Here is a 23900-nt window from a genome sequence, read left to right as displayed (position 1 = left end):
GTCCATCCCCCGGTCCGGGTCCGTCCCGCCCGTCCCCCGGACAGGTGTCGCGCCCGGGACGGGTCTCGTGCCCCCGGACGGGGTGTCGTGCCGTGGACGAGGTGAGTCGTCCGGTCGACGGGTCCCCGTCGGGTCGGGTCAGCCCCGACCGGCCTGGTCACCCACAAGCGTGCCGATCTTCTCACCCTTGACGGCGCGGGCGATATTGCCCTCCTTCAGGAGCTCGAAGACGACGATCGGGAGCCGGTTGTCGCGGCAGAGCGTGATCGCCGTGGCGTCGGCGACCTTCAGGTCGCGGGTGATGACCTCGCCGTAGCCGAGGGCGTCGAACTTCACCGCGTCCGGGTTGGTCTTCGGGTCGGAGTCGTAGACCCCGTCCACGCCGTTCTTGCCCATGAGCAGCGCCTCGGCGTCGATCTCCAGGGCGCGCTGGGCGGCGGTGGTGTCGGTGGAGAAGTACGGCATGCCCATACCGGCGCCGAAGATGACCACGCGGCCCTTCTCCAGGTGGCGCACGGCGCGCAGCGGGATGTACGGCTCGGCGACCTGGCCCATGGTGATGGCGGTCTGGACCCGGCTGTCGATGCCTTCCTTCTCGATGAAGTCCTGCAGGGCGAGGCAGTTCATCACGGTGCCGAGCATGCCCATGTAGTCCGAGCGGGCGCGGTCCATGCCGCGCTGCTGGAGCTCGGCGCCGCGGAAGAAGTTGCCGCCGCCGATCACGATCGCGATCTGCGCGCCGTCCCGGACGACGGCCGCGATCTCGCGGGCGATGGCGTGCACCACGTCCGGGTCGACGCCCAGACCCCCGCCGCCGGAGAAGGCCTCTCCGGACAGCTTCAGCAGAAACCGGCCGGTCACTTTGCCGTCGTCGCTCTTCTGGGCCTTGGTGGTCATTGAGATTCCGCCTCTGTTACGTGGTGCACATGCGAAGAAGGCCATTGCCGGTGGGGCGTGTTTCGCATCCCATGCTCGGCAATGGCCTCCTCGTCAGATCTGCTGTCGTCCGTCACGCGCGTGTGCGTGGCGCCATACGCGGGCGACATGGACGACTGCTGTCGACCCTATCCGGGTCGGGCGTCCGTCGCGGTACGGACTGTGGACTCAGATGCCGACCTTGATGCGCGTGAAGCGCTTCAGGGTGACACCGGCCTCGTCCAGAACCTTCTGGACGGACTTCTTGTTGTCCAGCGCGTAGGGCTGGCCGAGCAGCGTGGCGTCCTTGAAGAAGCCGTTCACGCGACCCTCGACGATCTTGGCGATCGCGGCCTCGGGCTTGCCCTCGGCGCGGGTGGTCTCCTCGGCGATGCGACGCTCGGACTCGACGACCTCGGCCGGCACGTCCTCCTTGGAGAGGTACTTCGGCGCGAAGGCGGCGATGTGCTGGGCGATGCCCTTGGCGACCTCGGCGTTCGGCTTGTCCAGCTCGACGAGGACACCGATCTGCGGGGGCAGGTCGGGCATCGTGCGGTGCATGTACGCGATCACGAAACCGTCGGTGAACTGCGCGAAGCGGTCCAGGACGATCTTCTCGCCGAGGTTGGCGTTGGCCTCGTCCACGAACGCCTGGACGGTCTTGCCGGCCTCGATCTCGGAGGCGAGCAGGGCCTCCAGGTCGGCCGGGGAGGTCTGGGCGACGTGCTCGGCGATGGCCTTGGCCACGGCCTGGAACTTCTCGCCCTTGGCGACGAAGTCCGTCTCGCACTTCAGCTCGACCAGGACACCGGAGGAGTTGTCGTCGGCGATGATCGAGACCACGGCGCCGTTCTCGGCGGAGCGGCCCTCGCGCTTGGCGACGCCCTTCTGGCCCTTGATGCGCAGCGCCTCGACGGCCTTCTCGACGTTGCCCTCGGCCTCGTCCAGCGCCTTCTTGCAGTCCATCATGCCGGCGCCCGTGAGCTCACGAAGCTTCTTGACGTCGGCGGCGGTGTAGTTCGCCATGAGTCTGTGAATCTTTCTCGAAGTCTGGAAGATCGAAGATCAGGGGGCCTGCGGTCCCCCGCGCCCATGGAGCGCGAGCCCGCTGACGCGCCGCTGACCTACGGGTGAACGGCGGGAGCGGAGTTGACACCCGCTCCCGCCGTCAACACTGACGCTGACGGGTCAGGCCTGCTGCTCGCCCTCGGCGGCCGGGGCCTCGGCAGCCGGCGCCTCGGCGGCCGGAGCCTCGGCGGCCTCAGCCTCGGCGGCCTCAGCCGGCTTCTCGGCCTCGGCGGCCGGCGCCTCGTCGGCCTTCTTCTCGCCCTCGAGCAGGTCGCGCTCCCACTCGGCGAGCGGCTCGCCCGCGGCCTTCTCGCCCTTGTCACCGGTGGCGACGCGAGAGCGGGAGATGAGGCCCTCGGCGACGGCGTCGGCGATCACGCGGGTGAGCAGGGTGACGGAGCGGATCGCGTCGTCGTTGCCCGGGATCTTGTAGTCGACCTCGTCGGGGTCGCAGTTGGTGTCGAGGATGGCGACGACCGGGATGTTCAGCTTCCGGGCCTCGCCGACCGCGATGTGCTCCTTCTTGGTGTCCACGATCCAGACGGCGCTGGGCACCTTCTGCATCTCGCGGATACCGCCGAGGGTCTTCTCCAGCTTGGCCTTCTCGCGGGAGAGGACCAGGAGCTCCTTCTTGGTGAGGCCGGAGGCGGCCACGTCCTCGAAGTCGATCTGCTCGAGTTCCTTCAGGCGCTGCAGGCGCTTGTAGACGGTCGAGAAGTTGGTGAGCATGCCGCCCAGCCAGCGCTGGTTGACGTAGGGCATGCCGACGCGGGTGGCCTGCTCGGCGATGGCCTCCTGCGCCTGCTTCTTCGTGCCGACGAACATGACCGTGCCGCCGTGGGCCACGGTCTCCTTGACGAACTCGTAGGCGCGGTCGATGTACGACAGCGACTGGAGCAGGTCGATGATGTAGATGCCGTTGCGCTCGGTGAAGATGAAGCGCTTCATCTTCGGGTTCCAGCGACGGGTCTGGTGACCGAAGTGGACGCCGCTCTCCAGCAGCTCCCGCATCGTGACGACGGCCATGGCCGTATCTCCTTGATTTTCTCGGTTGTGCCGCGGATGCCGGACGGCTTCCGCGCCTGACGCCCGCGTGCGCCTGCCGCGAAGGACCGAGGGGCGCTGACACCGACCGTTGCCGGCCGGGGTGTCGGGGCGTGCGAAGTCGACCCGGTGACCCGGGTCGCCACCAGAAGTGTACGGGACACGGAAGGCGCCGGGTGACGCCGCTGTCCACAACCGGCGGGTTGTCCACAGGATCCGGCGGCGGACGGCGGTGCGGGGCACCGTGGGCGCATGTCTGGGATGCGTGGGACGCGCTCGACGCGCGGGATGCGATGGGTGAACGGGCGGCTCTGGCTGGGGGCGCTGCTGGGCCTGACCGTGGGCGTGCCGGCCCCGGCGGCGTGGGCGGACGGGACGGTCCCCGGCCCGCCGAACGGTCAGGGGACGGCGGGGACGGAGGTCACGATGGGCCGGTCCGGTGGCGGTAGCGGGTCCGGGGCGGGCGGCGGGTCCGCGGCGGGTGCCGGACCTGTGCCCGCGGACGGATCTGTGCCCGCGGACGGCCCATGGGGGTCGGGTGGGGCGGCGGGGGCAGGCGGGTCGGTGCCGGCCGTGGGGCGGGTCTGGCCCGTGGGGGCACGGCCGCCGGTGCTGCGCGGCTGGGAGCCGCCGGCCACGCCGTACGGGCCCGGCCACCGGGGCGTGGACCTCGGGGCGCCGCCGGGCGCCCCGGTACGGGCGGTGGCGGCGGGCCGGGTCTCCTTCGCGGGCTCGGTGGCGGGGCGCGGCGTGGTCGCGGTGGAACTGTCGGGGACGGGTCTTCCGCCGTTGCGGACGACGTATGAGCCGGTGCGGGCCTCGGTGAAGGAGGGCGACACGGTGGCGGCGGGCCAGGTCGTCGGCACGGTGGAGGAGTCAGGGCCGGCCCCGGGATCGCACTGCGGGGGCGGCTGCCTGCACTGGGGCCTGCTGCGGGGGGAGACCTATCTCGACCCGCTGCTGCTCCTGCCCCCTTGGCTGCTCGACGGCGGCCCGTCGAGACTGCTGCCGGTGCTGGGGGTGCCGACACCGGCATAGCGGTCACCGACGAACCGGGCGACGCCCGAAGGCCTGGGTGTGCCGCTCCCGCCGGCGTACCCTGCAGCACCGACTGTCCGGGTGCCGCGCCCGGGCTCCCGGGCGGTGCCGGAAAGCCGGAACGCCGCTTTCTGGGGCGGCGCCCGACCGGGAGTGCCTGAGGGTCAGCCGCTGCCGAGGCCGACCTCGCCTCGGGCATGGCGTCAGCCGCGGACTCCCCGCAACGCCATCCCCACCGTCGCCTCCGCGACCACCGAGGGCTCCTCGGCCGCTCCCAGTTCGATCCGGCGCACGGCCGCGTCCACGACGCCCTGGAGCAGCATCGCCGCCAGCCGGGGCCGGCCGTGCCCGAGCTCGCCCAGCGCCTCGACGATCATGGCGACGAGCTCGCCGTGCGCGGCCCGGATCTTCTCCCGCGCCCCCGCGTCCAGTTCGCTCGCCGAGATCGCCACCACCGCCCGGTGGCGGCGGTCGCCGACCAGCTCCAGCTGCTTGCGGACGTACGCCTCGACCTTGGCCTCCGGCCCGTCGGCGGCCGCCATCGCCGCCGCGACCTCGGCGGCCCAGACGGGGAAGTCGACGGCGCACAGCTCCTCGACCACGGCGGCCCGCGACCGGAAGTACTCGTACACCGACGACCTCGCCAGCCCCGTCCGTTCGGCCAGGGCGGGGAAGGTCAGCGCCTCCGTCCCGCCCTCGGACAGCAGGGTCCGCGCCGCGTCCAGCAGGGCGGCTCGCTGCATCGACCGGTGCTCGGCCACGGAGGCCGCTCGAATCCTTGGCACGCCGACCACTCTACGGACGCGCCGCCCGCGACGGGAGCGACTCCCCCGGCGCGGGCCGGGCCGCTCACCGCCCGAAGCTCGCCAGTTTGGCGCGCAGCTGCAGCACCGACTTGGTGTGGATCTGGCTGACCCGGCTCTCGGTCACACCGAGCACATTGCCGATCTCGGCGAGCGTGAGGCCTTCGTAGTAGTACAGCGTGACGACGGTCTTCTCCCGCTCGGGCAGGGTGTTGATCGCCCTGGCCAGGAAGCGCCGCAGCTCGCGGTCCTCGGCCACCTCCACCGGATTGTCCGCGGCGGTGTCCTCCAGGGTGTCCATGAAGCTCAGCCCGTCCCCGTCCTCGCCGCCGACGTGCAGCAGCTCCTCCAGGGCGACGACGTTGGCGAGTGACAACTGGCTGAAAACAGCGTGGAGTTCGTCCACCGCGATGCCCATCTCGGCGGCCACCTCGGTCTCGGTCGGGGTGCGCCGCAGCCGCGCCTCCAGCGTCGCGTACGCCCGCTCGACGTTGCGCGCCTTCTGCCGCACGGAGCGGGGGATCCAGTCCAGCGCGCGCAGCTCGTCGATCATCGCGCCCCGGATCCGGGTGATCGCGTACGTCTCGAACTTGATCTCGCGGTCGATGTCGAACTTCTCGATCGCGTCGATGAGCCCGAAGACGCCGGAGGAGACGAAGTCGGCCTGCTCCACGTTGGGCGGCAGGCCGACGCTGACCCGTCCCGCCACGTACTTCACCAGCGGCGAGTAGTGCAGGATCAGCTGCTCCCGCAGCCGGTCGTCCCCCGTCGCCTTGTACGACCGCCACAGCTCGTCGAGCGTCGAGGGAGCGGGCGGCCGCACGCTGCCACCGTCACGGGCGGCTGGGGGGAGCGCCGCCCGGTCGGACCCGGAGGTGTGCTGGGGCATTCGTCGCCTTGTGCCGTTCTGCCGTGGAGTGCGGGCTTCTGGAGGTTCTGGACGTCGGGGTGAGCTGTCGGTCTCGGTCGGCCGGTGTCGGTCGGTCTGGGTCGGTATGGGCTCCGGCGGCCGGGATCTCCGCGCCGGAACCCCGTGAGCGTAGCGTGACTGGAGTGTCGCGGTGCGCGAACGGCGGGGCGCGGGGCGTGCGCGGATTCGTTCCGCACCGCGCACGACCGAGTCACTTCGATTACTCAGCGTCACAAGGAGAACGCTCAACTGCCGGAATTTCCGCAGGCATCGGCGTTCCCCCGGACGGCCGAACACGCTCGGTCAGCACCCGTCACGGCTGGCCCGGGCCGATATCACCGCCTGGCGTGTCAACTTCCATCCCTCGCCGTGTCGTTCGACGTAGCCAAGCGATCGGAGTTCGTACAGTCGGGCGATCGCGTCGTCCGTCGTCGTCCGGGCGTCGCGGGCGACGGCGGCCGCCGTCAGCGCGCCGGTGGCGGGCAGCGCGGCCAGAACCTGCCGGGCGTCCGGTTCCAGCAGGTCGCGCGGGAGCACGGGGCCGTGCCGCTCAGGGGCCAGCTCGCCCATGTCGCCGACCAGTTCGACGACTTCCGAGGCGTCGGTGACGAGCGTCGCCCCGTCGCGCAGCAGTTCGTGGACGCCGGCGGAGCGCGCGCTGGTGACGGGGCCCGGGACGCCCATGGTGTGCCGTCCCAGCCGTTGCGCCGCGCGGGCGGTGACCAGCGATCCGCTGCGGTGGGCGGCCTCGACCACCACCGTGCCCCGGGTGAGCGCGGCGATGACCCTGTTGCGGACGATGAACCTGCTCGGCGTCGGGTGGTCGCCGGGCGGCAGCTCGCCGACGACCAGGCCCTGCTCCGCGATCCTGTTGATCAGCGCGGTGTGGCCGCGCGGGTAGGGCCGGTCGACGCCGCAGGCCAGGACGGCGACGGTGGCGCCCGCGCTGCCGAGCGCGCCCCGGTGGGCGGCGCCGTCGACCCCGTAGGCGCCGCCGGAGACCACCACCCAGCCGCGGTCGGCGAGACCGGCGGCGAGGTCGGCGGCCATGTGCGCGCCGTACTCGGTGCAGGCGCGGGCGCCGACCACGGCGACCGAACGCAGGGCCCACATCCGCAGGCTGGGCCGTCCGCGCACCCACAGCCCCACGGGGCGGGCGTCCCCCAGGTCGTCGAGCTGGGCCGGCCACTCGGGGACGCCGGGGCGCACGAACCGCACCCCGGCCGCCCGGGCGGCGTCGAGGTCCCGCTCGGGGTCGGCCAGGGCGGCCCGCGCGCACAGTCCGGCCCACCGCTTGCCCGACACCCCGGCGAGCCGTGGCCCGCCCTCCCGCAGCCGCCGGACCACCGCCACGGCCCCCAGCTCCCGCAGCCACCGTCCCCCGGTCGCGTCCCCGGGTTCGACGACACGGCTCAGGAAGACCCGGGCGAGCAGCTCGCCGTCCGGCTCCTCCCGGCCCCCGGCCGCCCCGTCCGGGCGCTCCTCCCGGTCCTGACCGCCCCGCCGACCGGAAGCGACCCCGCGATCCACACGGTCCGGCGCGTCCCGGTGCTTCAGACCGTCCAGGCGGTCCTGGCCCCCATCGCGCTCCGCACCTCCCATGCCGTCCCGCTGACCGGCCCCGTCCCCGGGCTCGGGCCGGTCCTGGGACCGTGGCGCGGTCATGCCGGCACTCCGAGGGCCATGGGGACGCCCCGGGGCACTCCGGTGCGCAGCTGGAGGGCCAGCGTGACGTCGGAGGCCTCGGGACGGCCGTGGCCGCGGAGGTCCGCGACCGTCCAGGCGACCCGGAGCACGCGGTCGAGGCCGCGAGCGGTGAGGACGCCGCGCTCCAGGCCGCGTTCGGCCTCGTCCATCGCTCCGGGCGCCGCGTGCCAGCGGGTGCGCAGCTCGTGTCCCGGCACCTCGCCGTTGGTCCGCCACGGCGTGTCCGCGAACCGCGCCGCCGCGCGATCCCGGGCCGCCCGCACCCGCTCGGCCACGGCCGCGGTTGACTCGCCCCGCGCTCCGCGCCGCGCCAGTTCGCCCCGGGTGACCGGGTCCGCCTCGACCCGCAGGTCCACCCGGTCCAGCAGCGGTCCGGAGAGCCGGGCCTGGTAGCGCCGGATCGCCGAGGGCGGGCACTCGCACAGCGTGTCGCGCCGCGAGAACCGGCCGCAGGGACACGGATTGGCCGCGAGCACCATCAGGAACCTCGCCGGGAACCGCACCACCCCGGCGCTGCGGGCGATCACCACATGGCCGGCCTCCAGCGGCTGGCGCAGGGCGTCGAGGGCATGGCTGCTGAACTCGGGGGTCTCGTCCAGGAACAGCACGCCCCGGTGGGCGAGCGAGACGGCGCCGGGGCGGGCGACCCCCTGGCCGCCCCCGACGAGGGCCTGCATCGTCGCCGAGTGGTGCGGGGCGCAGTACGGGGCGAGGTCGATCAGCGGCTTGCCCGGCGGCAGCAGTCCGGCCACCGAGTGGATCGCCGTGACCTCCAGCGACTCCTGCCGGCCGAGCGCGGGCAGGACGGCGGGCAGCCGCTCGGCGAGCATGGTCTTGCCCGCGCCGGGCGGGCCTTCCAGGAACAGGTGGTGGCCGCCGGCCGCGGCGACCTCCAGCGCCGTACGGGCGGAGGTCTGGCCGATCACGTCGGCGAGGTCGTGGCCCTGGTCGTGGTGGGCCGCGCCCATGGAGTGCATGCCGGTGGCCGAGCCGGCGCCGGGAAGGCGCAGCCCGGCCAGCAGCGGGTCCGGGCGCCCCTGATCGTCCGGCTCCTCCTCGGGCACGGGCTCGTCGGTCAGCACGGCGATCAGCTGGCGCAGGCTGCGCACCCCGAGCACGGAGACGCCGGGGACCAGCGTGGCCTCGGCCGCGGCGCACTCCGGCACCACCACCTGCTCGTAGCCGGCGTCGGCGGCGGCCAGCACGGCGGGCAGGATGCCCCGCACCGGACGCACCCGGCCGTCCAGGCCGAGTTCTCCGATCATGACGATGTCGGCGAGCACCCTCGGGTCGATGCGCTCGGCGGCGCCCAGCACCGCGCAGGCGACGGCGAGGTCGAAGCCGCTGCCGGCCTTGGGCACCGAGGCGGGGCTGAGTCCGACCGTGAGCTTCTTCTGCGGCCACTCGCCGCCGGAGTTGACCACGGCCGCCCGCACCCGGTCCCGGCTCTCGGTCAGGCTCTTGTCCGGCAGGCCCACCAGGGTGAAGGCGGCGACGCCGGGTTCCAGATCGGCCTGGACCTCGACGACCACGCCTTCGACCCCGACGAGGGCCACGGAGCACGTGCGTGCGAATCCCATCAGGCGGCCCCCCGCACGTGTTCGACCACCGGGGCGCCGCGCCGGGGCAGGAGGACGCCGACGAGGTCGATGCGGACGCCGCCCGGGGGTGCCCCTCCGTGGGTCTGGATCCAGAGTTGCGCGAGGCCGCGCAGTCGTTCCGCCTTCTCCTGGGTGATCGCGGCCATCGGATGCTGGAAGCCGCCCGCCCTGCGGGTCTTCACCTCGCAGACGACCAGGACGTCACCGTCCCGGGCCACGATGTCGATCTCGCCCGACCTGCCGTCGCGCCAGTTGCGCGCCAGGACCGTGAGCCCGGCCAGGGCCAGCCGGCGCGCGGCCAGCCCTTCGCCGTACCTGCCGAGTGCGCTGCGCGCCTGATGGGTGCGGCTCCACGCCTGATGGGTGCTGCTGCGGGCCTGATGCGTGCCGCTGTGGGCCTGACGGCTGTCGCCGAGTGCCTGATGGGTGTTCATGTCGGCACCACCTCCGGCGCCAACCGTCACGCAACCGGGCCCACCGAGTGGATCTTGGTGGGCTACTCACCGGTTGTGGACAACTCCGTCACCCACACGAGCGGCGTCCGCAGCGACACCCACAGGCCCGGCCCCGTCAGCCGCCGGGCAGTTCCAGCTCGCTCTTGCTCAGCTCCTCGATGTTCACGTCCTTGAACGTGAGGACACGCACCTGCTTGACGAACCGGGCCGGCCGGTACATGTCCCACACCCAGGCGTCGGCCATCGACACCTCGAAGAACACCTCACCCTGGACCGAGTGGACCTGCATCTCGTAGTCGTTGGTGAGGTAGAAACGCCGCTCGGTCTCGATCACGTATTTGAACAGACCGACGACATCGCGGTACTCCCGGTAGAGCTTAAGCTCCATCTCGGTCTCGTACTTCTCGAGGTCCTCGGCGCTCATGGCATGTTCCCCTTCAGCCGTACGGTCCCCCCATTGTGCGCCAGTCCCCCGCACCCCTAGACGATTTCGGTGTCCAGGGTCATGGGCCGGGCCGGAGGACCTTCGTCGAGCAGCGTGCGCAGCAACTCGGCGAGTCTGGTCGGGTACACCGTCTCATGGGCCCGGGCCAGTTCCTGACACGTCCACCAGCGTGCGCCCACGACGCTGCGCCGCTCCAGCTCGGTCAGGGCCGTGGCCGCGGTCGCCGTCCGGTCGGTGCGGGCCAGGAAGTACCACTCGTCCTGGTCCCACCGGCGGCCGGCGAACGGGAAGGAGCACCGGCGCCGCCACAGGACCGGGCCGAGTTCGACCTCGGTGATGCCGGTCTCCTCGGCGAGTTCCCGCAGGGCCGCCTCCTCACGGGTCTCCTCGCCCTCCAGGCCGCCGCCGGGTGTGAACCACCAGTCGTCGGTCGGGTCGTCCGGCTCGTGGCCGTGCAGCAGCAGGATGCGGTCCGCGCGGTCGAGCAGGACCACCCGGGCCACCTTGCGCGGCCCGCCCGCGTAGGTCTCCTCGCCGGTGTCCACGGCCTCAGCGGGCACCGGCCGGCTCCGTCCGGGCGCGGGCGCGCGAGCGGCCCAGCAGCTTGGCGACGGGGCCGTAGGCGCCGCCGGCCAGGACGAGCACGGCGCCGGCGAGGATCAGGGCGGTGATCGTGCGCAGCGGGCCCGGTTCGGAGAGGGCGCCGAGCGCCTCGAATCCGGTGGGGCGCTCCAGCATGCCCTTGGCGGGCCAGATCACGGCGTCCACGCGGGCGGTCACGGCGCTGCGGGAGACGGTGCCCTTGGCGGCGTCGGTGAGGTGGGCGGTGGAGTCCAGGGAGCCCTCGCGCTCGTCGCCGAGCAGGAACAGGCGGCCCTCCGGCACCTTGACGGTGGGGAAGCCCTGGATCTCGGCCACGCCGCCCTTGAGGTACGGCTCGTCGATCTCCTTGCCGTTGACGGTCAGCTTGCCCTTGGTGCAGCAGGCGACGGTGTCGCCACCGACGGCCACCACGCGCTTGACAACGGCTGAGTTCGCCACCCAGCTGTCGTCGCGGAAGACGACGACGTCACCGCGGCGCACCTCGCCGCCGTCGACGCGCTGGGCGAGCACCCGGTCGCCCATGCCGATCGTCGGCGTCATGGAGCTGGTGGGCACGGTGTACGGGCGGTAGACCACGGCCGCCCAGGCGAAGCCGCCGAGGAACAGCACCAGTCCCAGCGCCACGGCCAGCCCGGACAGTCGCTGTCCCGTCCTGCCGCCCGCCGGTGCCCTGTTCGTGCCGCCGCTCAGCGGGGCCGTACGCGTCGTGCTCTCGCCACCCATGGACCCGCACCCTACCCGGCGGTACCGAAAGGGGGCAGCCCCTCTTCCGCGATCGCGGCCACAGCTCCACCTGGGCTTCACAGCCGCCGGGCGGTGTGAGCGGAATGCTCCCCACCGCCCCGGCGGGAGCCTTGGGGACGGCCTGCGCCGGATCCCCGCTCCCGCCACCTCTTCGACTCAGCGGCTTCCGGCGGCCGTGGTCGCGGTGCCCGTGCCGGTCGCGGCCTTCAGCGAGCGCCTGCGGCGCCACACCACCACGGGTACGACCGCGGTGAGGGCCACACCGCTCGGGGCGACCGTCAGGGCGCCCGCGGCCGAGGACTGCTGCCCGCCGATGCCCGGCTGGTCGAAGGTGTCGGGAACCGGCAGGGTGCCCCAGCGGTTGACCGGCCAGGCCCGCACGATGGCGCGGCCGACGACTTCCTTGACCGGCACCATGCCGTGGAACTTGTCCATCTGGTTGTAGCGCGAGTCGCGGGAGTTCTGCCGGTGGTCGCCCATGACCCAGACGTAGCCCTTGGGCACCTTCACCTTGAACTGGCCGCCCTGGTCGTCCACGCTGCACGGGGTGTTGCCCGCGTAGACGTAGGACCCCTCGTCCAGCGCCTTGCCGTTGACCAGCACCGGGCCGGAGCCCTTGCACTCGACGGTGTCGCCGCCGACGCCGATGACGCGCTTGATGAGGTCCTTCTCCTCCGCGGACGGCATCAGCCCGATCCAGCTGAGGACCGTCTGCAGGGCATTGGGCTTGGCCGTGGGCTCGCCGGCGAGCCAGTTGCCCGGGTCGTGGAAGACGATGACCTCGCCGCGGTCGGGCTCGGAGCCGAACCAGGGGGTCAGCTTGTCGACCAGGACGCGGTCGCCCCGCTGCAGGGTGTTCTGCATCGAGTCCGACGGGATGGAGAACGCCTGCACGAGGAATGTCTTGATCAGCAGCGCCAGCACCAGCGCGATACCGATCAGGATCGGCAGCTCCTTCCAGAAGGAGCGCGGCTTCTTCGGTTCCGGGGAGCCGCCGCCGGTCCCCTGCTCATCGCTCTGGCTGTGCTCCGTCACCGTGCCGTCCTCGGCTGTGTCGCTCTCACTCCCGGAGGGCCCGGCGCCGTCCGCGGCGGGGACCGCCGCTCCCATGGGACGTCGGCGGTGCTCCTCGCCGTCGCCTCCGGACCGTGCGCCAACCGCCACATCCCCCACGCCAACTCCTCACTCCGTGCCGCCGCCCGCGCCGTTCGCGGCGCAGGCCCACCACTCCCATAACGAGCGGGAGTTCCGCAGGGCTCGGGAGTTGAACCGATCTGTTGGGATCGTAGGGGGCAACCCTATGCGACAGCCGGGCGGCGGCGGTCGATCCGGCCGCCGAGTCGGACACCGCGGCGAAGGTTCCCGGTTCGTCGAGCGTGCTCCAGTGGCCGAACGGCCAGCCGATCACCATGGCCCGCCCGACCACCGAGTCCAGGGAGACGGTCCCCTTGTACGAGGTGTTCTGGTGGTAGCGGGAGTCCGCGGAGTTGCCCCGGTGGTCGCCCATCACCCACAGCCGCCCCTTGGGGACGGTGATGTCGAACGGGGTGTCGGAGGGGGCGTCACCCGGATAGATGTAGTCCCGCTCGTTCAGGGGAACGCCGTTGACGGTGATCCGGCCCTGCGCGTCGCAGCACTTGACGTGGTCCCCGCCGACGCCGACGACCCGCTTGATGAGGTCCTTCTCGTTGTCGGAGGGCAGCAGCCCGATGAACGTGAGGCCCTCCTTGACCTGCTTGACCCCGACGGGGTCGTTCTTCTTGGCCGGCTGTTCGTCCTTGAGCCAGCCGCCCGGATCGTGGAAGACGACGACGTCCCCGCGCTGGGGCTCGGAGCCGAACCACGGGGTGAGCTTGTCGACCAGGACCCGGTCGCCGATCCGGATCGTCTGCTCCATGGAGCCCGACGGGATCACGAAGGCCTGGACGAGGAAGGTCTTCAGCACCAGGGCTATGAGCACGGCGACGCCGACCAGCAGCGGGACCTCCCGGACGGCGGAGCGCCTGCGCTTGCGCTTGACCTTGCGCTGCAGCTTGCGCCGCTCCGCGCGGGTGCGCCCGCCGGACGGGCCGGCGGCGCGCCTGGCCCCGGTGGGCAGCAGTCCGGCGGCGGCGTCCGCCGCCGGCGACGCGCCGCGTGGTCGGCCGCGGCTACCCATGGGCGCCGTCCTGGCGGCCGGGCGCGGGCACCCGCGCATAGGCGTCGGGGCGGGCGAGGCGGGTCCAGTGGCCGAGGGGCCACACGATCCGCTCGGCCCGGCCGATCACCCTGCCGACCGGGATCATGCCGCCGCCCGGCGAGCCCAGGTGGTCGCGGGAGTCGCTGGAGTCGTCGCGGTGGTCGCCGAGCAGGAACAGGGCGCCCTCGGGCACGACCACGTCGAAGGGCACCGCCGAGGGGCGGTCGCCGCTGTGGAGGAACGTCGACTCGTCGACCGACCGGCCGTTCACCTCGATCCTGCCCTCCTTGTCGCAGCACACCACGTGGTCTCTCCCCACACCCACGACGCGTTTGACGTAGTCGCCGGGCCCGAAGTACCCGGAGCCGTCGAACACGACGACATCGCCGCGCCGCGGTCCGGTCCCGAAACGGTACGCCAACTTGTTTACGAGAACGCGGTCGCCGATCCTCAATCCCGGTTCCATGGAACCGCTGGGGATCTGGAACGGCTGCGCCACGAACGTGTTGAGCAGGAGCAGCAGGGCCAGGCAGAGCAGCGCGGCCAGGGTGATCCGCCCGCCGGGGACCGAGCCGGTGATCCGCGCCGTCAACGACGAACGCGACCGCCCCTCGCGCCCCCGCGGGTCCGGAGTCCTTTCGGATCCGGCTTCGCCGGGGTGCGAGGAGCGGTCGCGCTCCATCGACTGTGCTTCGGTGTCCATCGGGGCGGAATGCTATCCCGCCCCGCCGTGGACACGCTGTCCGGTCGCTCACCTCCGGAGCGACGAGGCTCCGCGCGGCGCGCTCCCGGAAGGCGCTCAGTTCTCGCGCTTCTCCTTGATCTTCGCGGCCTTGCCGCGCAGCTCACGGAGGTAGTACAGCTTGGCGCGGCGCACGTCACCACGGGTGACGAGCTCGATCTTCTCCACGATCGGGGTGTGCACCGGGAAGGTGCGCTCGACGCCGACGGAGAAGGAGACCTTGCGGACCGTGAAGGTCTCGCGCACGCCGGAGCCCTGGCGGCGGATCACGACGCCCTTGAACTGCTGCACACGGGAGCGGTTGCCCTCGATGACGCGGACGTGCACGTTGACCGTGTCGCCCGGGCGGAAGGCGGGGATGTCGTCGCGGATCGACGCGGCGTCGACGGTGTCGAGCAGGTGAGACATTTCGTCTGCTTTCCTCGTTGATGCCACAGGTCATCAACGGAACTAGAGGTTCTGGGATGGTGCTGCGCGGATCGGGGCGGGCGTCGTGTCCCCCTGTGGCAGGGGCGCACGCCGGACGGCGCACAACAGCGGCTTATTCTTCCACGTCGTCGGCCCTGCGCCAAAATCGCCCGTACGGCTCGCCCTCGGCGTCCGGGGCCCAGCCCAGGATGGAGAGCATCTCGCGGTCCTTCTTGTCGAAGGCCGCGGGCTCGCAGCGTTCGATGAGGTCGGGCCGGTGGTCGGTGGTGCGCCGCAGGGCCTCGTCGCGCCGCCAGCGGGCGATCTTCCCGTGGTGGCCGCTGAGCAGCACGTCCGGGATGTCCCGGCCGCGCCACAGGGGCGGCTTGGTGTAGACGGGGCCCTCCAGCAGGCTCGCCATGGCGCCGGGGGCGAAGGAGTCGTCCCGGTGGGACTCGGCGTTGCCGAGGACGCCGGGCAGCAGGCGGGCGACCGCCTCGGTGACGACCAGGACGGCCGCCTCGCCGCCGGCCAGCACGTAGTCGCCGATGGACACCTCGTACACCGGCACACGGGTGGCGTACTCGTCCATGACCCGGCGGTCGATGCCCTCGTAGCGGGCCGGGGTGAAGATCAGCCAGGGGCGCTCGGAGAGCTCGACGGCGAGTTCCTGGGTGAACGGCCGTCCGCTGGGCGTCGGGACGATCAGCGCGGGGGCGTGCGCGCCGCTCTCGTAGCCGTCGGCCAGGACGGTGTCCAGGGCGTCGCCCCAGGGCTCGGTCTTCATGACCATGCCGGGGCCGCCGCCGTAGGGCGTGTCGTCGACCGTGTTGTGGCGGTCGTAGGTCCAGGCGCGCAGGTCGTGCACGTGCACGTCCAGCTGTCCGCGCGCGCGTGCCTTGCCGACGAGTGAGACGTTCAGCGGTTCGAGGTACTCGGGGAAGATCGTGACGACGTCGAGGCGCATCAGGATTCTTCCCCGGACTCGCGCGGCGCTTGCGCGGACTCGCGCGGCTCGTCCCCGGGCTCGTCAGGCCGTTCCTGCGCGGCCTCGCGCGCTGAGGCGATCTCGGCCCGGTCGTCGATCAGGCCCGGCGGGGGCGCGATGACGGCCCGCTGCTCCTCCAGGTCGATCTCGGTGACGATCTCCTCGACGAAGGGGATCATCACCTCGCTGCCGTCGGGGCGTTCGACGATGAACAGGTCCTGGGACGGCAGGTGCGAGATCTCGGTGATCCGTCCGACCTCCGTGCCGTCCTCGGTGACCACGTCGAGGTCGATCAGCTGGTGGTCGTAGTACTCGTCCTCGTCCTCGGGCAGTTCGTCCGGGTCCACCTCGGCGATGAGCAGGGTGTTGCGCAGGGCCTCGGCGGCGGTGCGGTCGGCGACGCCCTCGAACCGCAGGAGGAGGCGGCCGCTGTGGACGCGGCCGGTTGCGATGGTGAGCGGGCCCGTGGATGCGGGATCGGTGGCGAGTACGGCGCCGGGCGCGAGCCTCAGTTCCGGCTCGTCGGTACGCACCTCGACGGTGACCTCGCCCTTGATGCCATGGGCACGGCCGATCCGTGCGACTACCAGCTGCACGTGTCCAATTCTCCTGTCGTCTTCCTGCTCATGCGACTTGCTGCCCATACGACTCGGGCCGGGGACGGCCGTGTGGCCCTCCCCGGCCCGAGCCGGTTGCGATAAGCGTCAGCGGACGTGGTCCACGTCGACGAGGTCGACGCGGACACCGCGGCCGCCGATGGCGCCCACGACGGTGCGCAGCGCGCGTGCGGTACGGCCGTTGCGACCGATCACCTTGCCGAGGTCGTCGGGGTGCACCCGGACCTCCAGCACGCGTCCGCGACGCAGGTTGCGCGAGGCGACCTGCACATCGTCAGGGTTGTCGACGATGCCCTTCACGAGGTGCTCAAGCGCCTCTTCGAGCATGCTGCTCAGGCCTCGGTCGACTCGGACTCGGCAGCCGCCTCGTCCTTCTTCTCAGCCTTCTTCTTCTGGGTGATCGCCTCACCCTTGCCCTCGTCGTCGCCGCCGAGAGCCTCGAACGACGGACGCGCGGCCTTCTCCTGGGGCTGCAGCAGCGGCGCGGGGGCGGGCTCGCCCTTGAACTTCTGCCAGTCGCCGGTCTTCTTCAGGATGGCGAGCACGGGCTCGGTCGGCTGGGCGCCGACGGAGAGCCAGTACGCCACGCGGTCGGCGTCGACCTCGATGCGCGAGGGGTTCTGCACCGGGTGGTACAGACCGATCTCCTCGATGGCCCGGCCGTCACGGCGGGTACGGGAGTCGGCGACGACGATGCGGTAGTGAGGCGAACGGATCTTGCCCAGACGCTTCAGCTTGATCTTGACTGCCACGGGAGTGGGTTCTCCTGGAATTGACGTGGTTGGGCACGGCGAGACGCCGCGTGGGGTTGCGGTACCCGAGTGCCCGATGGACGCGTCAGCCGGAGGAGAGAGGGGTCCTGTGCGACTGTCGAGTACAGCTAGCCATTGTGCCACACCCGAAGGGACGGACCGGGCGCGGGGGGAATCGGGCCGTATCCGGGCATGACTTCGCGGCACCCGGCGCGACGGCCTCGCGGCGCGGCTGTCCGCGGTCCCGCCGTCGCCCCGGCCGCCGTCGCGCGTCCGGCACCCACGAGATGCCGGACGCGGTCAGCTCGCCGCCGCTCCCACCGCCTCCGGGATCCGGAACGGCTTGCCGCACCCCCCGCACACGATGGGGGCCTGGGCCAGGACCGAGGGGACGACCCGTACGTTGCGGCCGCAGTCGCAGACCGCCTTGACCCGCACGCCGCCGCCGGAGGAGCCGTGGCGTGCGGCCGGGCCGCGGAAGGTGCGGTCGGTGTCGGCGGAGGTGGCGACGGTGTGCGCCTTCAGGGCGCGCTGGAGGCGCTCCATGGTCGGGCGGTAGCGCCGCTTGGCCTCGGGGCTGAGCGTGACCAGGGAGAACCCGCTGCTCGGATGCGGCTCGTCCGGGTGGTCCAGGCCCAGCTCCTCGGCGATGGCGAGGAAGCGGCGGTTGTGGTAGCGGCCGGCGCGGGAGGTGTCGCGCACCCCGCGCGCGGCGGCGATGCCGTGGACTGCCTCGTGCAGCAGTCGCTCGAAGGAGAGTTCGTGCCCGCACGCGGACGACGACTCTCCGATCAGGGATTCCGGCGCGGCCAGATCCGGCAGTTCGGGGTGGTTCCGCTGAATGTCGGCCCACGCCTGTGCCAGTTCCGCCGCGAGAACAGGTGGTGTCTGTGTCGTGCTCACGTAATGACAACGAGCGGGGGTGCCGCCGTGTTCCTATTCCGGGGCATCCCAAATAATTTGCACGTACCCGTCAGTTGCCGCTGATGCGTCCTGACGAGGGCGGGTGCGCTGATCTGCGGAGAAGCCTCACAGCTCGTAACAAGCCGGTGCGTAGTCCCGCGTACGCCGCGGCGAGTAGCGCCCGGTGCGCACGGGGCGCGGGTCGGGGCAAGAGACGTTTCGGCCGCTTTCGGAGGCATGCCGTCACTCGGTCGGCGTGCGCGACGACCGTGACGTTACCGGGCCCGCTCCGGGCGTCCGGCACCGGGCCGCACCGGACCGGTCGCGGCGGACCGGCGCGGCCTGGGACCGCAGCGACTCGGCCATGTCCGGAAACGGTTGGTCGAGGCTCCGGTTACCGGGATGTGAAATCTCGGCCCGTGCGCCCGAAGCGGGCAAGCGGGGGCCCACGCCCCCTGGACGCGATGGGGAGGTGGGAGTTACCTGGCATACGGGAAGTGCGAGCGCACGGCACGGGGGCCACGGAACCCGCACAGCGGCAACTCTCGGCGGATTGGGGCGCTTATCCATGACACCTACGCTCGTGCGTCAGCACGTCTCCCCCGCGGGGCCGGCTCCCCGGGTGGACCAGCGTGCACGCGCGCGTGACTGGTCCGAGATCCAGGAGCGGATGCTCGTCCCGCTCTACGAGGCCGTGTACGAGCGACTGGAAGTGGGCGCGGGCACCCGGCTGCTGGCCCTGGGCTGCGGGTCCGGGCTCGCCCTGCTCATGGCGGCGGCCAGAGGGGCGGCGGTCACGGGCATCGGGCCCTCCTGCCCCGAACGGCTCGCCCTCGCGCGCCGCCGGCTGCTGCCGCGGCCCCGGGGCGCGCACGCGGACGCCAAGGCCCGGATCCTCGACGGGCCGCTCAGCGACCTCCTCGACGACGCCGGCGCGGACGGCGCCCCGAGGCCCCCGTACACCCTGGTGACCGCGTTCGACCCCATCGGGTGCCTCGCGGGCGACGGGGAGCGGCTGGGCGAGCTGCTGTCCGCGGTGGCGCCGCTCGCCGAGCGCGGGGCGCCCGTCGTGCTGGCCGGCTGGGGGCCGCCGGAGCGCTGCGCCACCTCCTCCGTGCTGCGGGTGGCGAACGGGCCGGACGGGCCGCGCCCCGCCCCGCGCGACGGCCTGGAGGAAGTGGCCCGGCGCGCCGGTCTGCGGCCGGACGGTTCCGGGCGGGTCGCCTGCCCGTTCGGCTACGCCGGTCTCGACAGCGCGGTGCGCGGCATGCTGTCCACCGGACTGTTCGACGCGGCGATCGAGGCGGGCGATGCCGACCAGGTCGGCAAGGAGCTGGCCGAGGCCCTGCACGCCCACCGGCGCTCCGACGGCACGGTGTGGATGCCGAACGTGTTCCGCTACCTGATCGCGCTGACGCCCTAGACGAGTTGTTCCTAATGTCGCCGGGGTAAAAGGGCTGATCCACTTCGCCTCAGTCTTGGTCACTAGCAGCTGATACGGCGCCGTCTGCCCAGATCTGTGCTTTCAGGTCGCGTCGCCAAGCAGGGTTTGGAGGGCCTGCCGGAAGGCGGCGGTGTCGATGTCCTGGCCGATGGCCAGGCGCTGCGAATATCCCGTGAGCATGGCGAGCAGTGCGCCGGCCACGCCGGAGGGGTCCGGCGAGTCGGGCAGGCCGCGGGCGCAGCGGTCCTGGCGGATGAGCCCGGCGACCTTCTCCTGGTCCTTGGCCAGTTGCGCCCGGATCTGGGCGGCGAGGTCGGGCGAGACGGCGGCCTCGGCCCAGACCTGCGCCATCAGCCGGGCGTGGCCGCCGTGGCGGGCGCGGACCCGGTCGAGCAGTTCGGCAGCGTCGCGGATGCTGGCGAGGTCGATGAGGTTATCCACGGCGTCCTCGCAGACGGCCGCCACCAGGTCGTTCTTGCTGGGGAAGTAGCTGTAGACCGCTCCGGTGGACAGTCCGCTGGCGGCGACGATCTCACCGGTGGAGGTCTGGGCGAAGCCCTTGGCCGCGAACACCTCGCGGGCGGCGGCCAGGATCTGCCGGCGCCGGGCGTCGCGGTGCTCCTGGGTAACCTTGGGCATAAAAAGAACGACCTCTCGTTTTATTGTAGAGTGAGGCTCACCCTAACCGACCGCCGACTCCCGGAAGGCGGCGCCCTCCGACGAAGGAGTTGTGTCACATGACATCCACCACCGTGACATCCGCCTCTGGACCAGCTGGCGAGTTTGCCGGCGTTCGAGTCCTGGTCACCGGCGGCACGAAGGGAATCGGCGCGGCTGTCGCGGTCCGGTTCGCCGAGGCCGGGGCCGACGTCGTCGTCGCGGCCCGCACGCCGGTCGACGAGCCGCCGGCCGGCAGGTTCGTCGCCGCCGACCTCGCCACCGCCGACGGGGCCGCCGCCCTCGCCGCGCAGGCGACGCAGTTGCTCGGAGGAATCGATGTCCTGATCAACAACGCCGGCAGCCAGACGCACATCCCAGGCGGGGCGCTCGACGCGGCCGACGACGACTGGTACCGCGACCTCGACACCAACCTGATGTCCGCGGTCCGCCTGGACCGGGCCCTGTTGCCGGGGATGATCGCGCAAAACCGCGGAGTCATCGTCCACGTCACATCGGGCCAAGCCCGCCTGCCCGGCCCCGCGTCCCTCCCGTACGCGGCGGCGAAGGCCGCGACGACCGTCTACAGCAAGGGCCTGGCCAACGAGGTCGGCAAGCACGGGATCAGAGTGAACACCGTCGTCCCCGGACTCATCGAGACCCCGGCCGTCACCCGGCGTCTGAACCAGATCACCGCCGACAGCGGCCAGGACGCCGAAACGGCCCGCCGGCAGCTGATCGACCGGGTCGGCATCCCGCTCGGGCGCCCCGGCCAGCCCGCCGACGTCGCCGAACTCGTCGCGTTCCTCGCCTCCGACCGCGCGGCGTTCCTCACCGGCAGCCAGTACGTCGTCGACGGCGGCAGCATTCCGACGGTCTAGCCAGGCGCGAAGTTCCTGATCGGTTCAGTGGTCGTAGGCGATCAGTGATCGGGGGACGGTTGCACCGGTCTTGTTGTTGTGCCAGATCGCTGCGGCCAGGGCCAGGACGCGCTGGGCGACGCGGACCGCCACACCTTCGATGGTGCGTGCACCGTGTTGCTCCAGGTCGAGCTGACCCTTGAGGGTGTCGTTGACCGACTCGATCAGTTGGCGGACCTTCTTGAGCACCGGCTCGCCGTACCGCTGCCTCTCCCGCTTGCGCGAGGGCCGCAGCAGCTCGATGCCTTGCCCGGCGAGGGCCTTTTCGAATGGCTTGGACGCGAAGCCCTTGTCCGAGATCAGCACGATGCCCTCGCGGTCGGCGACCAGGTCGGCGTCGACCTCCAGCATCGCCGCAAGGACCTCGCGCTCGCCTATCTTCGGGTTGGCCAGCGCCCACATGATCGGCATTCCGGTCGGGGTGCACACCAGGTACAAGCGTAGGCCCCAAAAGAACCGGGAGTGGGAGGCGCAGTAGCCGTAGCCGGCCCAGCCCGCGAGATTGGAACGCTGCACGGTCGGGCGCGACATCCCGCACGGCACCGGAGTCGAGTCGGTGATCCGGAGGTTGTCGAACCAGAAGCCGCTATCCATCGCCAGTTCCCGGATCATGCGCTTGACCAGCCCGAGCGTGGAGCGGAGCCGCTTGTTGTAGCCCGCGCGCTGCAACAGGTACGGGAACATACCCGTCAGGTGCTTGTTCGCGTAGCGCAACCAGCGCGACTCAGAGTGGTAGCCGAGCAGGGCCTGGGCCACGGCCAGGCAGACGAGTTCGGAGTCGCTGAGCAGCGGCGGCCCGCCCATGCATCGGGTTCCCCCGATCTCGTCGTCGATCTTCACATACAGTGCGGTCAAGAGGGTGTTCAGGTCTGTCGTCACACACGGATCTTGGACACCCTCGCCCCTTTGACGGGCCGAAACTTCGGATCAACTCGTCCAGGTGTATTGCGCCACTTTCGAAACACGCCCTAGGCGTCCCGGCCCGGGATGTGGCCCTCGTCGGCCGCGACGTCCGCGCTCGCCTCCAGGTCCTTCTTCAGGCGGGTGATCCCGGCGACCCGGTAGGCGTCGGCCTCCTCCAGGGTCTCGTTCTCCAGGAGGGCCGCGGCCAGCGCGTCCAGTTGCGGGCGGTGGTCGCGCAGCTTGCGGCAGGCCTCCTCGTAGCACTCGTCGACGATGCGCCGCATCTCGGTGTCGATGGCGTCCAGGGTCTGCGGGGCGGCGGCGAGCCCGTAGGCCTGCTGGGCGTCGTTCGGCAGGGCCGAGAGCCGGCCCAGGTGCTCGCTCATGCCCCAGCGGGCCACCATCCCGCGGGCGATGTTGGTGACCTGTTCGAGGTCGCTCTCCGAGCCGGTCGTGATGACGTCGTAGACCACGTGTTCGGCCGCCATGCCGCCGAGCGCGCCGATGATCCGGCCGCGCAGGTACTCCTCGGTGTACGCGTACTTGTCGGACTCGGGTGTGGAGAGGGTCACGCCGAGCGCCCGCCCGCGCGGGACGATGGTGATCTTGCGGACGGGGTCGGCGCCGGGCTGGAGCATGCCGAGCAGCGCGTGGCCGCTCTCGTGGTACGCGGTGCGCCGGCGCTCCTCCTCGGGCATCACCAGGGCGCGTTCGGCGCCGAGCTGCACCTTCTCCAGGGCCTGGGAGAAGTCGGTCTGCGTCACCTGCCGCTGACGCCGCTTGACCGCGAGCAGCGCCGCCTCGTTGGCGAGGTTGGCCAGTTCGGCGCCGGTCATGCCCGGGGTGGTGCGGGCCACCCGGCCCAGGTCCACGCCGGGGGCGAGGGGGATCTCCCGGGTGTGGATCCTCAGGATCGCCTCGCGTCCGCCCCGGTCCGGCGGCGCCACCTGGACCAGCCGGTCGAAACGGCCGGGCCGGGTCAGGGCCGGGTCCAGGACGTCGGCGCGGTTGGTCGCGGCCAGGACGATCACGCCCTCGGAGCCGGAGAAGCCGTCCATCTCGGTCAGGATCTGGTTCAGCGTCTGCTCGCGCTCGTCGTGGCCGCCCATCGAGGCGCCGCCGCCGCGCGCCCGGCCGATGGTGTCGATCTCGTCGATGAAGATGATCGACGGGGCCACCTTGCGGGCCTCCGCGAACAGCTCGCGCACCCGGGAGGCGCCGACGCCGACGATCATCTCGATGAACTCGGACGCGGACGCGGAGAAGAAGGGCACGCCCGCCTCGCCCGCGACGGCCCGGGCGAGCAGTGTCTTGCCGGTACCCGGCGGTCCCGTGAGCAGCACGCCGCGGGGCATCTTGGCGCCCATGCGGCGGTAGTCGTCGGGGTGCTTGAGGAAGTCGACGACGTCGTCGAGTTCGCCCTTGACCTCGTCGATGCCGGCCACGTCGGCGAAGGTGGTGCGCTGGGTGCCCGGCTGCAGCTCGACCGGCCGCGGCGGTGTCTTGCGGCCCAGCAGACCGCCGGGGCCGCCGAGCCCGGAGCCGATCCGCCGGGCGAAGAAGACCCACAGCGCGGCCAGGACCGCGATCGGCGCGAGCGACAGCAGCAGGTTGGACAGCAGGCCGCGCTCCTGCACGACGGGCTGCGCGGTCACCGTGACACCGTGGCTGCTCAGGCTCTGCCAGAGCCTGTCGTCGGCGAAGGACGGCCGCTGGGTCCTGAACTTGGTGTAGGTGCCGTGGCCGCCGGGCTTGCTCCGGGCGGTCTTCAGCTGGCCCTGGATGGCGTCGCCCTTGGCGTAGATCTTGCCGACGTTGCCCGAGTCGACCTGCCTGCTGAACTCGGTGTACGAGATCGTCGGCTCGCCGCCGCTGCTGTAGTAGCTCAGCCCGGCGTAGGCGAGCAGGAAGACGATCACCGCCGTGACGAGCAGCCCCCACCATCTGCCGCGCGTCCTCCTGCCACCGGACCGCCTGGGCGGCTGGTCAGGGGTGCCCTCGGTGCGCCACGGCTGGTCTGGGGCCTTGCGTGGTGGCGCGGCATTGCTCATATC

At 71.9% G+C, this 23900-nt stretch carries 26 protein-coding genes; 3 read left to right on the top strand and 23 right to left on the bottom strand.

The annotated features are described in order from the left end of the window. Nucleotides 1-138: 138 nt before the first annotated feature. The 3 genes from pyrH to rpsB form a co-directional block, all read right to left on the bottom strand. Nucleotides 139-897: a UMP kinase gene (gene pyrH / locus ACH5A8_RS29135; RefSeq protein WP_399006912.1), complete on the bottom strand. Its 759-nt coding sequence runs from the start codon at nucleotides 895-897 to the stop codon at nucleotides 139-141. Between the two features lie 207 nt (nucleotides 898-1104). After that, complete coding sequence (tsf, locus tag ACH5A8_RS29130) at nucleotides 1105-1941, bottom strand: translation elongation factor Ts (RefSeq protein ID WP_399006910.1); 837 nt, start codon at nucleotides 1939-1941, stop codon at nucleotides 1105-1107. A gap of 162 nt (nucleotides 1942-2103) precedes the next feature. Beyond that, complete coding sequence (rpsB, locus tag ACH5A8_RS29125; protein WP_399006908.1) at nucleotides 2104-3009, bottom strand: 30S ribosomal protein S2; 906 nt, start codon at nucleotides 3007-3009, stop codon at nucleotides 2104-2106. Between the two features lie 444 nt (nucleotides 3010-3453). Between rpsB and ACH5A8_RS29120 the strand changes: the two genes are divergently transcribed. Next, complete coding sequence (locus ACH5A8_RS29120; protein WP_399007005.1) at nucleotides 3454-4065, top strand: murein hydrolase activator EnvC family protein; 612 nt, start codon at nucleotides 3454-3456, stop codon at nucleotides 4063-4065. A gap of 203 nt (nucleotides 4066-4268) precedes the next feature. Here the strand turns inward: ACH5A8_RS29120 and ACH5A8_RS29115 are convergent, their stop codons facing one another. The 17 genes from ACH5A8_RS29115 to ACH5A8_RS29035 all read right to left on the bottom strand — a co-directional run bounded on the left by ACH5A8_RS29115 (nucleotide 4269) and on the right by ACH5A8_RS29035 (nucleotide 17922). Beyond that, the gene (locus tag ACH5A8_RS29115) at nucleotides 4269-4826 is read right to left on the bottom strand and encodes a TetR/AcrR family transcriptional regulator (RefSeq protein ID WP_399007004.1); all 558 of its coding nucleotides are present in this window, start codon (nucleotides 4824-4826) and stop codon (nucleotides 4269-4271) included. A gap of 88 nt (nucleotides 4827-4914) precedes the next feature. Continuing rightward, nucleotides 4915-5757: an RNA polymerase sigma factor WhiG gene (whiG, locus tag ACH5A8_RS29110; RefSeq protein WP_399006906.1), complete on the bottom strand. Its 843-nt coding sequence runs from the start codon at nucleotides 5755-5757 to the stop codon at nucleotides 4915-4917. 324 nt (nucleotides 5758-6081) lie between these two features. After that, nucleotides 6082-7443, bottom strand: coding sequence for a DNA-processing protein DprA (gene dprA, locus ACH5A8_RS29105; protein WP_399006904.1), 1362 nt, complete (start codon nucleotides 7441-7443; stop codon nucleotides 6082-6084). Then, the gene (locus ACH5A8_RS29100; RefSeq protein ID WP_399006902.1) at nucleotides 7440-9065 is read right to left on the bottom strand and encodes a YifB family Mg chelatase-like AAA ATPase; all 1626 of its coding nucleotides are present in this window, start codon (nucleotides 9063-9065) and stop codon (nucleotides 7440-7442) included. Before ACH5A8_RS29100 ends, dprA begins: the two co-directional genes overlap by 4 nt. Then, complete coding sequence (locus ACH5A8_RS29095) at nucleotides 9065-9550, bottom strand: YraN family protein (RefSeq protein ID WP_399006900.1); 486 nt, start codon at nucleotides 9548-9550, stop codon at nucleotides 9065-9067. The genes ACH5A8_RS29100 and ACH5A8_RS29095 overlap by 1 nt, the downstream gene beginning before the upstream one ends. A gap of 106 nt (nucleotides 9551-9656) precedes the next feature. Continuing rightward, on the bottom strand, nucleotides 9657-9965 hold the full coding sequence (locus ACH5A8_RS29090) for a DUF2469 domain-containing protein (RefSeq protein WP_009190879.1): 309 nt from the start codon (nucleotides 9963-9965) through the stop codon (nucleotides 9657-9659). A gap of 56 nt (nucleotides 9966-10021) precedes the next feature. Further along, nucleotides 10022-10546 (bottom strand): NUDIX hydrolase, encoded by a 525-nt coding sequence (locus ACH5A8_RS29085; RefSeq protein ID WP_399006898.1) that lies wholly within the window; start codon nucleotides 10544-10546, stop codon nucleotides 10022-10024. Then, nucleotides 10536-11312, bottom strand: coding sequence for a signal peptidase I (lepB, locus tag ACH5A8_RS29080; RefSeq protein WP_399006896.1), 777 nt, complete (start codon nucleotides 11310-11312; stop codon nucleotides 10536-10538). Before lepB (ACH5A8_RS29080) ends, ACH5A8_RS29085 begins: the two co-directional genes overlap by 11 nt. Before the next feature lie 177 nt (nucleotides 11313-11489). Then, a complete protein-coding gene (lepB, locus tag ACH5A8_RS29075) occupies nucleotides 11490-12506 on the bottom strand; it encodes a signal peptidase I (protein WP_399006894.1) in 1017 nt (338 codons plus the stop codon). Beyond that, nucleotides 12394-13491, bottom strand: a complete 1098-nt coding sequence (gene lepB / locus ACH5A8_RS29070) for a signal peptidase I (protein WP_399006892.1) — start codon at nucleotides 13489-13491, stop codon at nucleotides 12394-12396. Before lepB (ACH5A8_RS29070) ends, lepB (ACH5A8_RS29075) begins: the two co-directional genes overlap by 113 nt. Further along, nucleotides 13484-14215: a signal peptidase I gene (gene lepB, locus ACH5A8_RS29065; RefSeq protein ID WP_399006890.1), complete on the bottom strand. Its 732-nt coding sequence runs from the start codon at nucleotides 14213-14215 to the stop codon at nucleotides 13484-13486. Before lepB (ACH5A8_RS29065) ends, lepB (ACH5A8_RS29070) begins: the two co-directional genes overlap by 8 nt. Nucleotides 14216-14311: 96 nt before the next feature. After that, nucleotides 14312-14662 carry a 50S ribosomal protein L19 gene (rplS, locus tag ACH5A8_RS29060; protein WP_064535471.1) on the bottom strand — a complete coding sequence of 117 codons (351 nt, stop codon included), beginning with the start codon at nucleotides 14660-14662 and terminating at the stop codon, nucleotides 14312-14314. 133 nt (nucleotides 14663-14795) lie between these two features. Then, a complete protein-coding gene (trmD, locus tag ACH5A8_RS29055; protein ID WP_399006887.1) occupies nucleotides 14796-15629 on the bottom strand; it encodes a tRNA (guanosine(37)-N1)-methyltransferase TrmD in 834 nt (277 codons plus the stop codon). Further along, nucleotides 15629-16246 carry a ribosome maturation factor RimM gene (gene rimM / locus ACH5A8_RS29050; protein ID WP_399006885.1) on the bottom strand — a complete coding sequence of 206 codons (618 nt, stop codon included), beginning with the start codon at nucleotides 16244-16246 and terminating at the stop codon, nucleotides 15629-15631. The genes trmD and rimM overlap by 1 nt, the downstream gene beginning before the upstream one ends. A 108-nt stretch (nucleotides 16247-16354) precedes the next feature. Further along, the gene (locus ACH5A8_RS29045; protein WP_003973401.1) at nucleotides 16355-16594 is read right to left on the bottom strand and encodes an RNA-binding protein; all 240 of its coding nucleotides are present in this window, start codon (nucleotides 16592-16594) and stop codon (nucleotides 16355-16357) included. 5 nt (nucleotides 16595-16599) lie between these two features. Next, nucleotides 16600-17019 (bottom strand): 30S ribosomal protein S16, encoded by a 420-nt coding sequence (rpsP, locus tag ACH5A8_RS29040; RefSeq protein ID WP_399006883.1) that lies wholly within the window; start codon nucleotides 17017-17019, stop codon nucleotides 16600-16602. Between the two features lie 300 nt (nucleotides 17020-17319). Beyond that, entirely contained in the window at nucleotides 17320-17922 is a 603-nt protein-coding gene (locus ACH5A8_RS29035; RefSeq protein ID WP_399006881.1) for a hypothetical protein, read from the bottom strand. A 568-nt stretch (nucleotides 17923-18490) separates the two neighbouring features. On the opposite strand from ACH5A8_RS29035, the gene ACH5A8_RS29030 reads away from it, so the two are divergent. Continuing rightward, nucleotides 18491-19345, top strand: a complete 855-nt coding sequence (locus ACH5A8_RS29030; RefSeq protein WP_399006879.1) for an SAM-dependent methyltransferase — start codon at nucleotides 18491-18493, stop codon at nucleotides 19343-19345. A 102-nt stretch (nucleotides 19346-19447) separates the two neighbouring features. Here ACH5A8_RS29030 and ACH5A8_RS29025 read toward each other — a convergent pair whose 3' ends face one another. Further along, nucleotides 19448-20005 (bottom strand): TetR/AcrR family transcriptional regulator, encoded by a 558-nt coding sequence (locus ACH5A8_RS29025; protein ID WP_030399878.1) that lies wholly within the window; start codon nucleotides 20003-20005, stop codon nucleotides 19448-19450. Between the two features lie 98 nt (nucleotides 20006-20103). Here ACH5A8_RS29025 and ACH5A8_RS29020 point away from each other — a divergent pair, with 98 nt between their 5' ends. Beyond that, nucleotides 20104-20904: an oxidoreductase gene (locus tag ACH5A8_RS29020; protein WP_399006877.1), complete on the top strand. Its 801-nt coding sequence runs from the start codon at nucleotides 20104-20106 to the stop codon at nucleotides 20902-20904. Nucleotides 20905-20928: 24 nt separating this feature from the next. Here ACH5A8_RS29020 and ACH5A8_RS29015 read toward each other — a convergent pair whose 3' ends face one another. Then, nucleotides 20929-21822: an IS982 family transposase gene (locus ACH5A8_RS29015; RefSeq protein ID WP_399006875.1), complete on the bottom strand. Its 894-nt coding sequence runs from the start codon at nucleotides 21820-21822 to the stop codon at nucleotides 20929-20931. 89 nt (nucleotides 21823-21911) lie between these two features. Further along, a complete protein-coding gene (gene ftsH, locus ACH5A8_RS29010; protein WP_399006873.1) occupies nucleotides 21912-23897 on the bottom strand; it encodes an ATP-dependent zinc metalloprotease FtsH in 1986 nt (661 codons plus the stop codon). Nucleotides 23898-23900: the final 3 nt, after the last annotated feature.

This window comes from Streptomyces sp. NPDC018610 (assembly GCF_044391765.1).
In the GTDB taxonomy this organism is placed as follows: domain Bacteria; phylum Actinomycetota; class Actinomycetes; order Streptomycetales; family Streptomycetaceae; genus Streptomyces.
The sequence above is the reverse complement of the archived record's forward strand: the minus strand, read 5'-3'. Positions and strand labels throughout refer to the sequence as shown.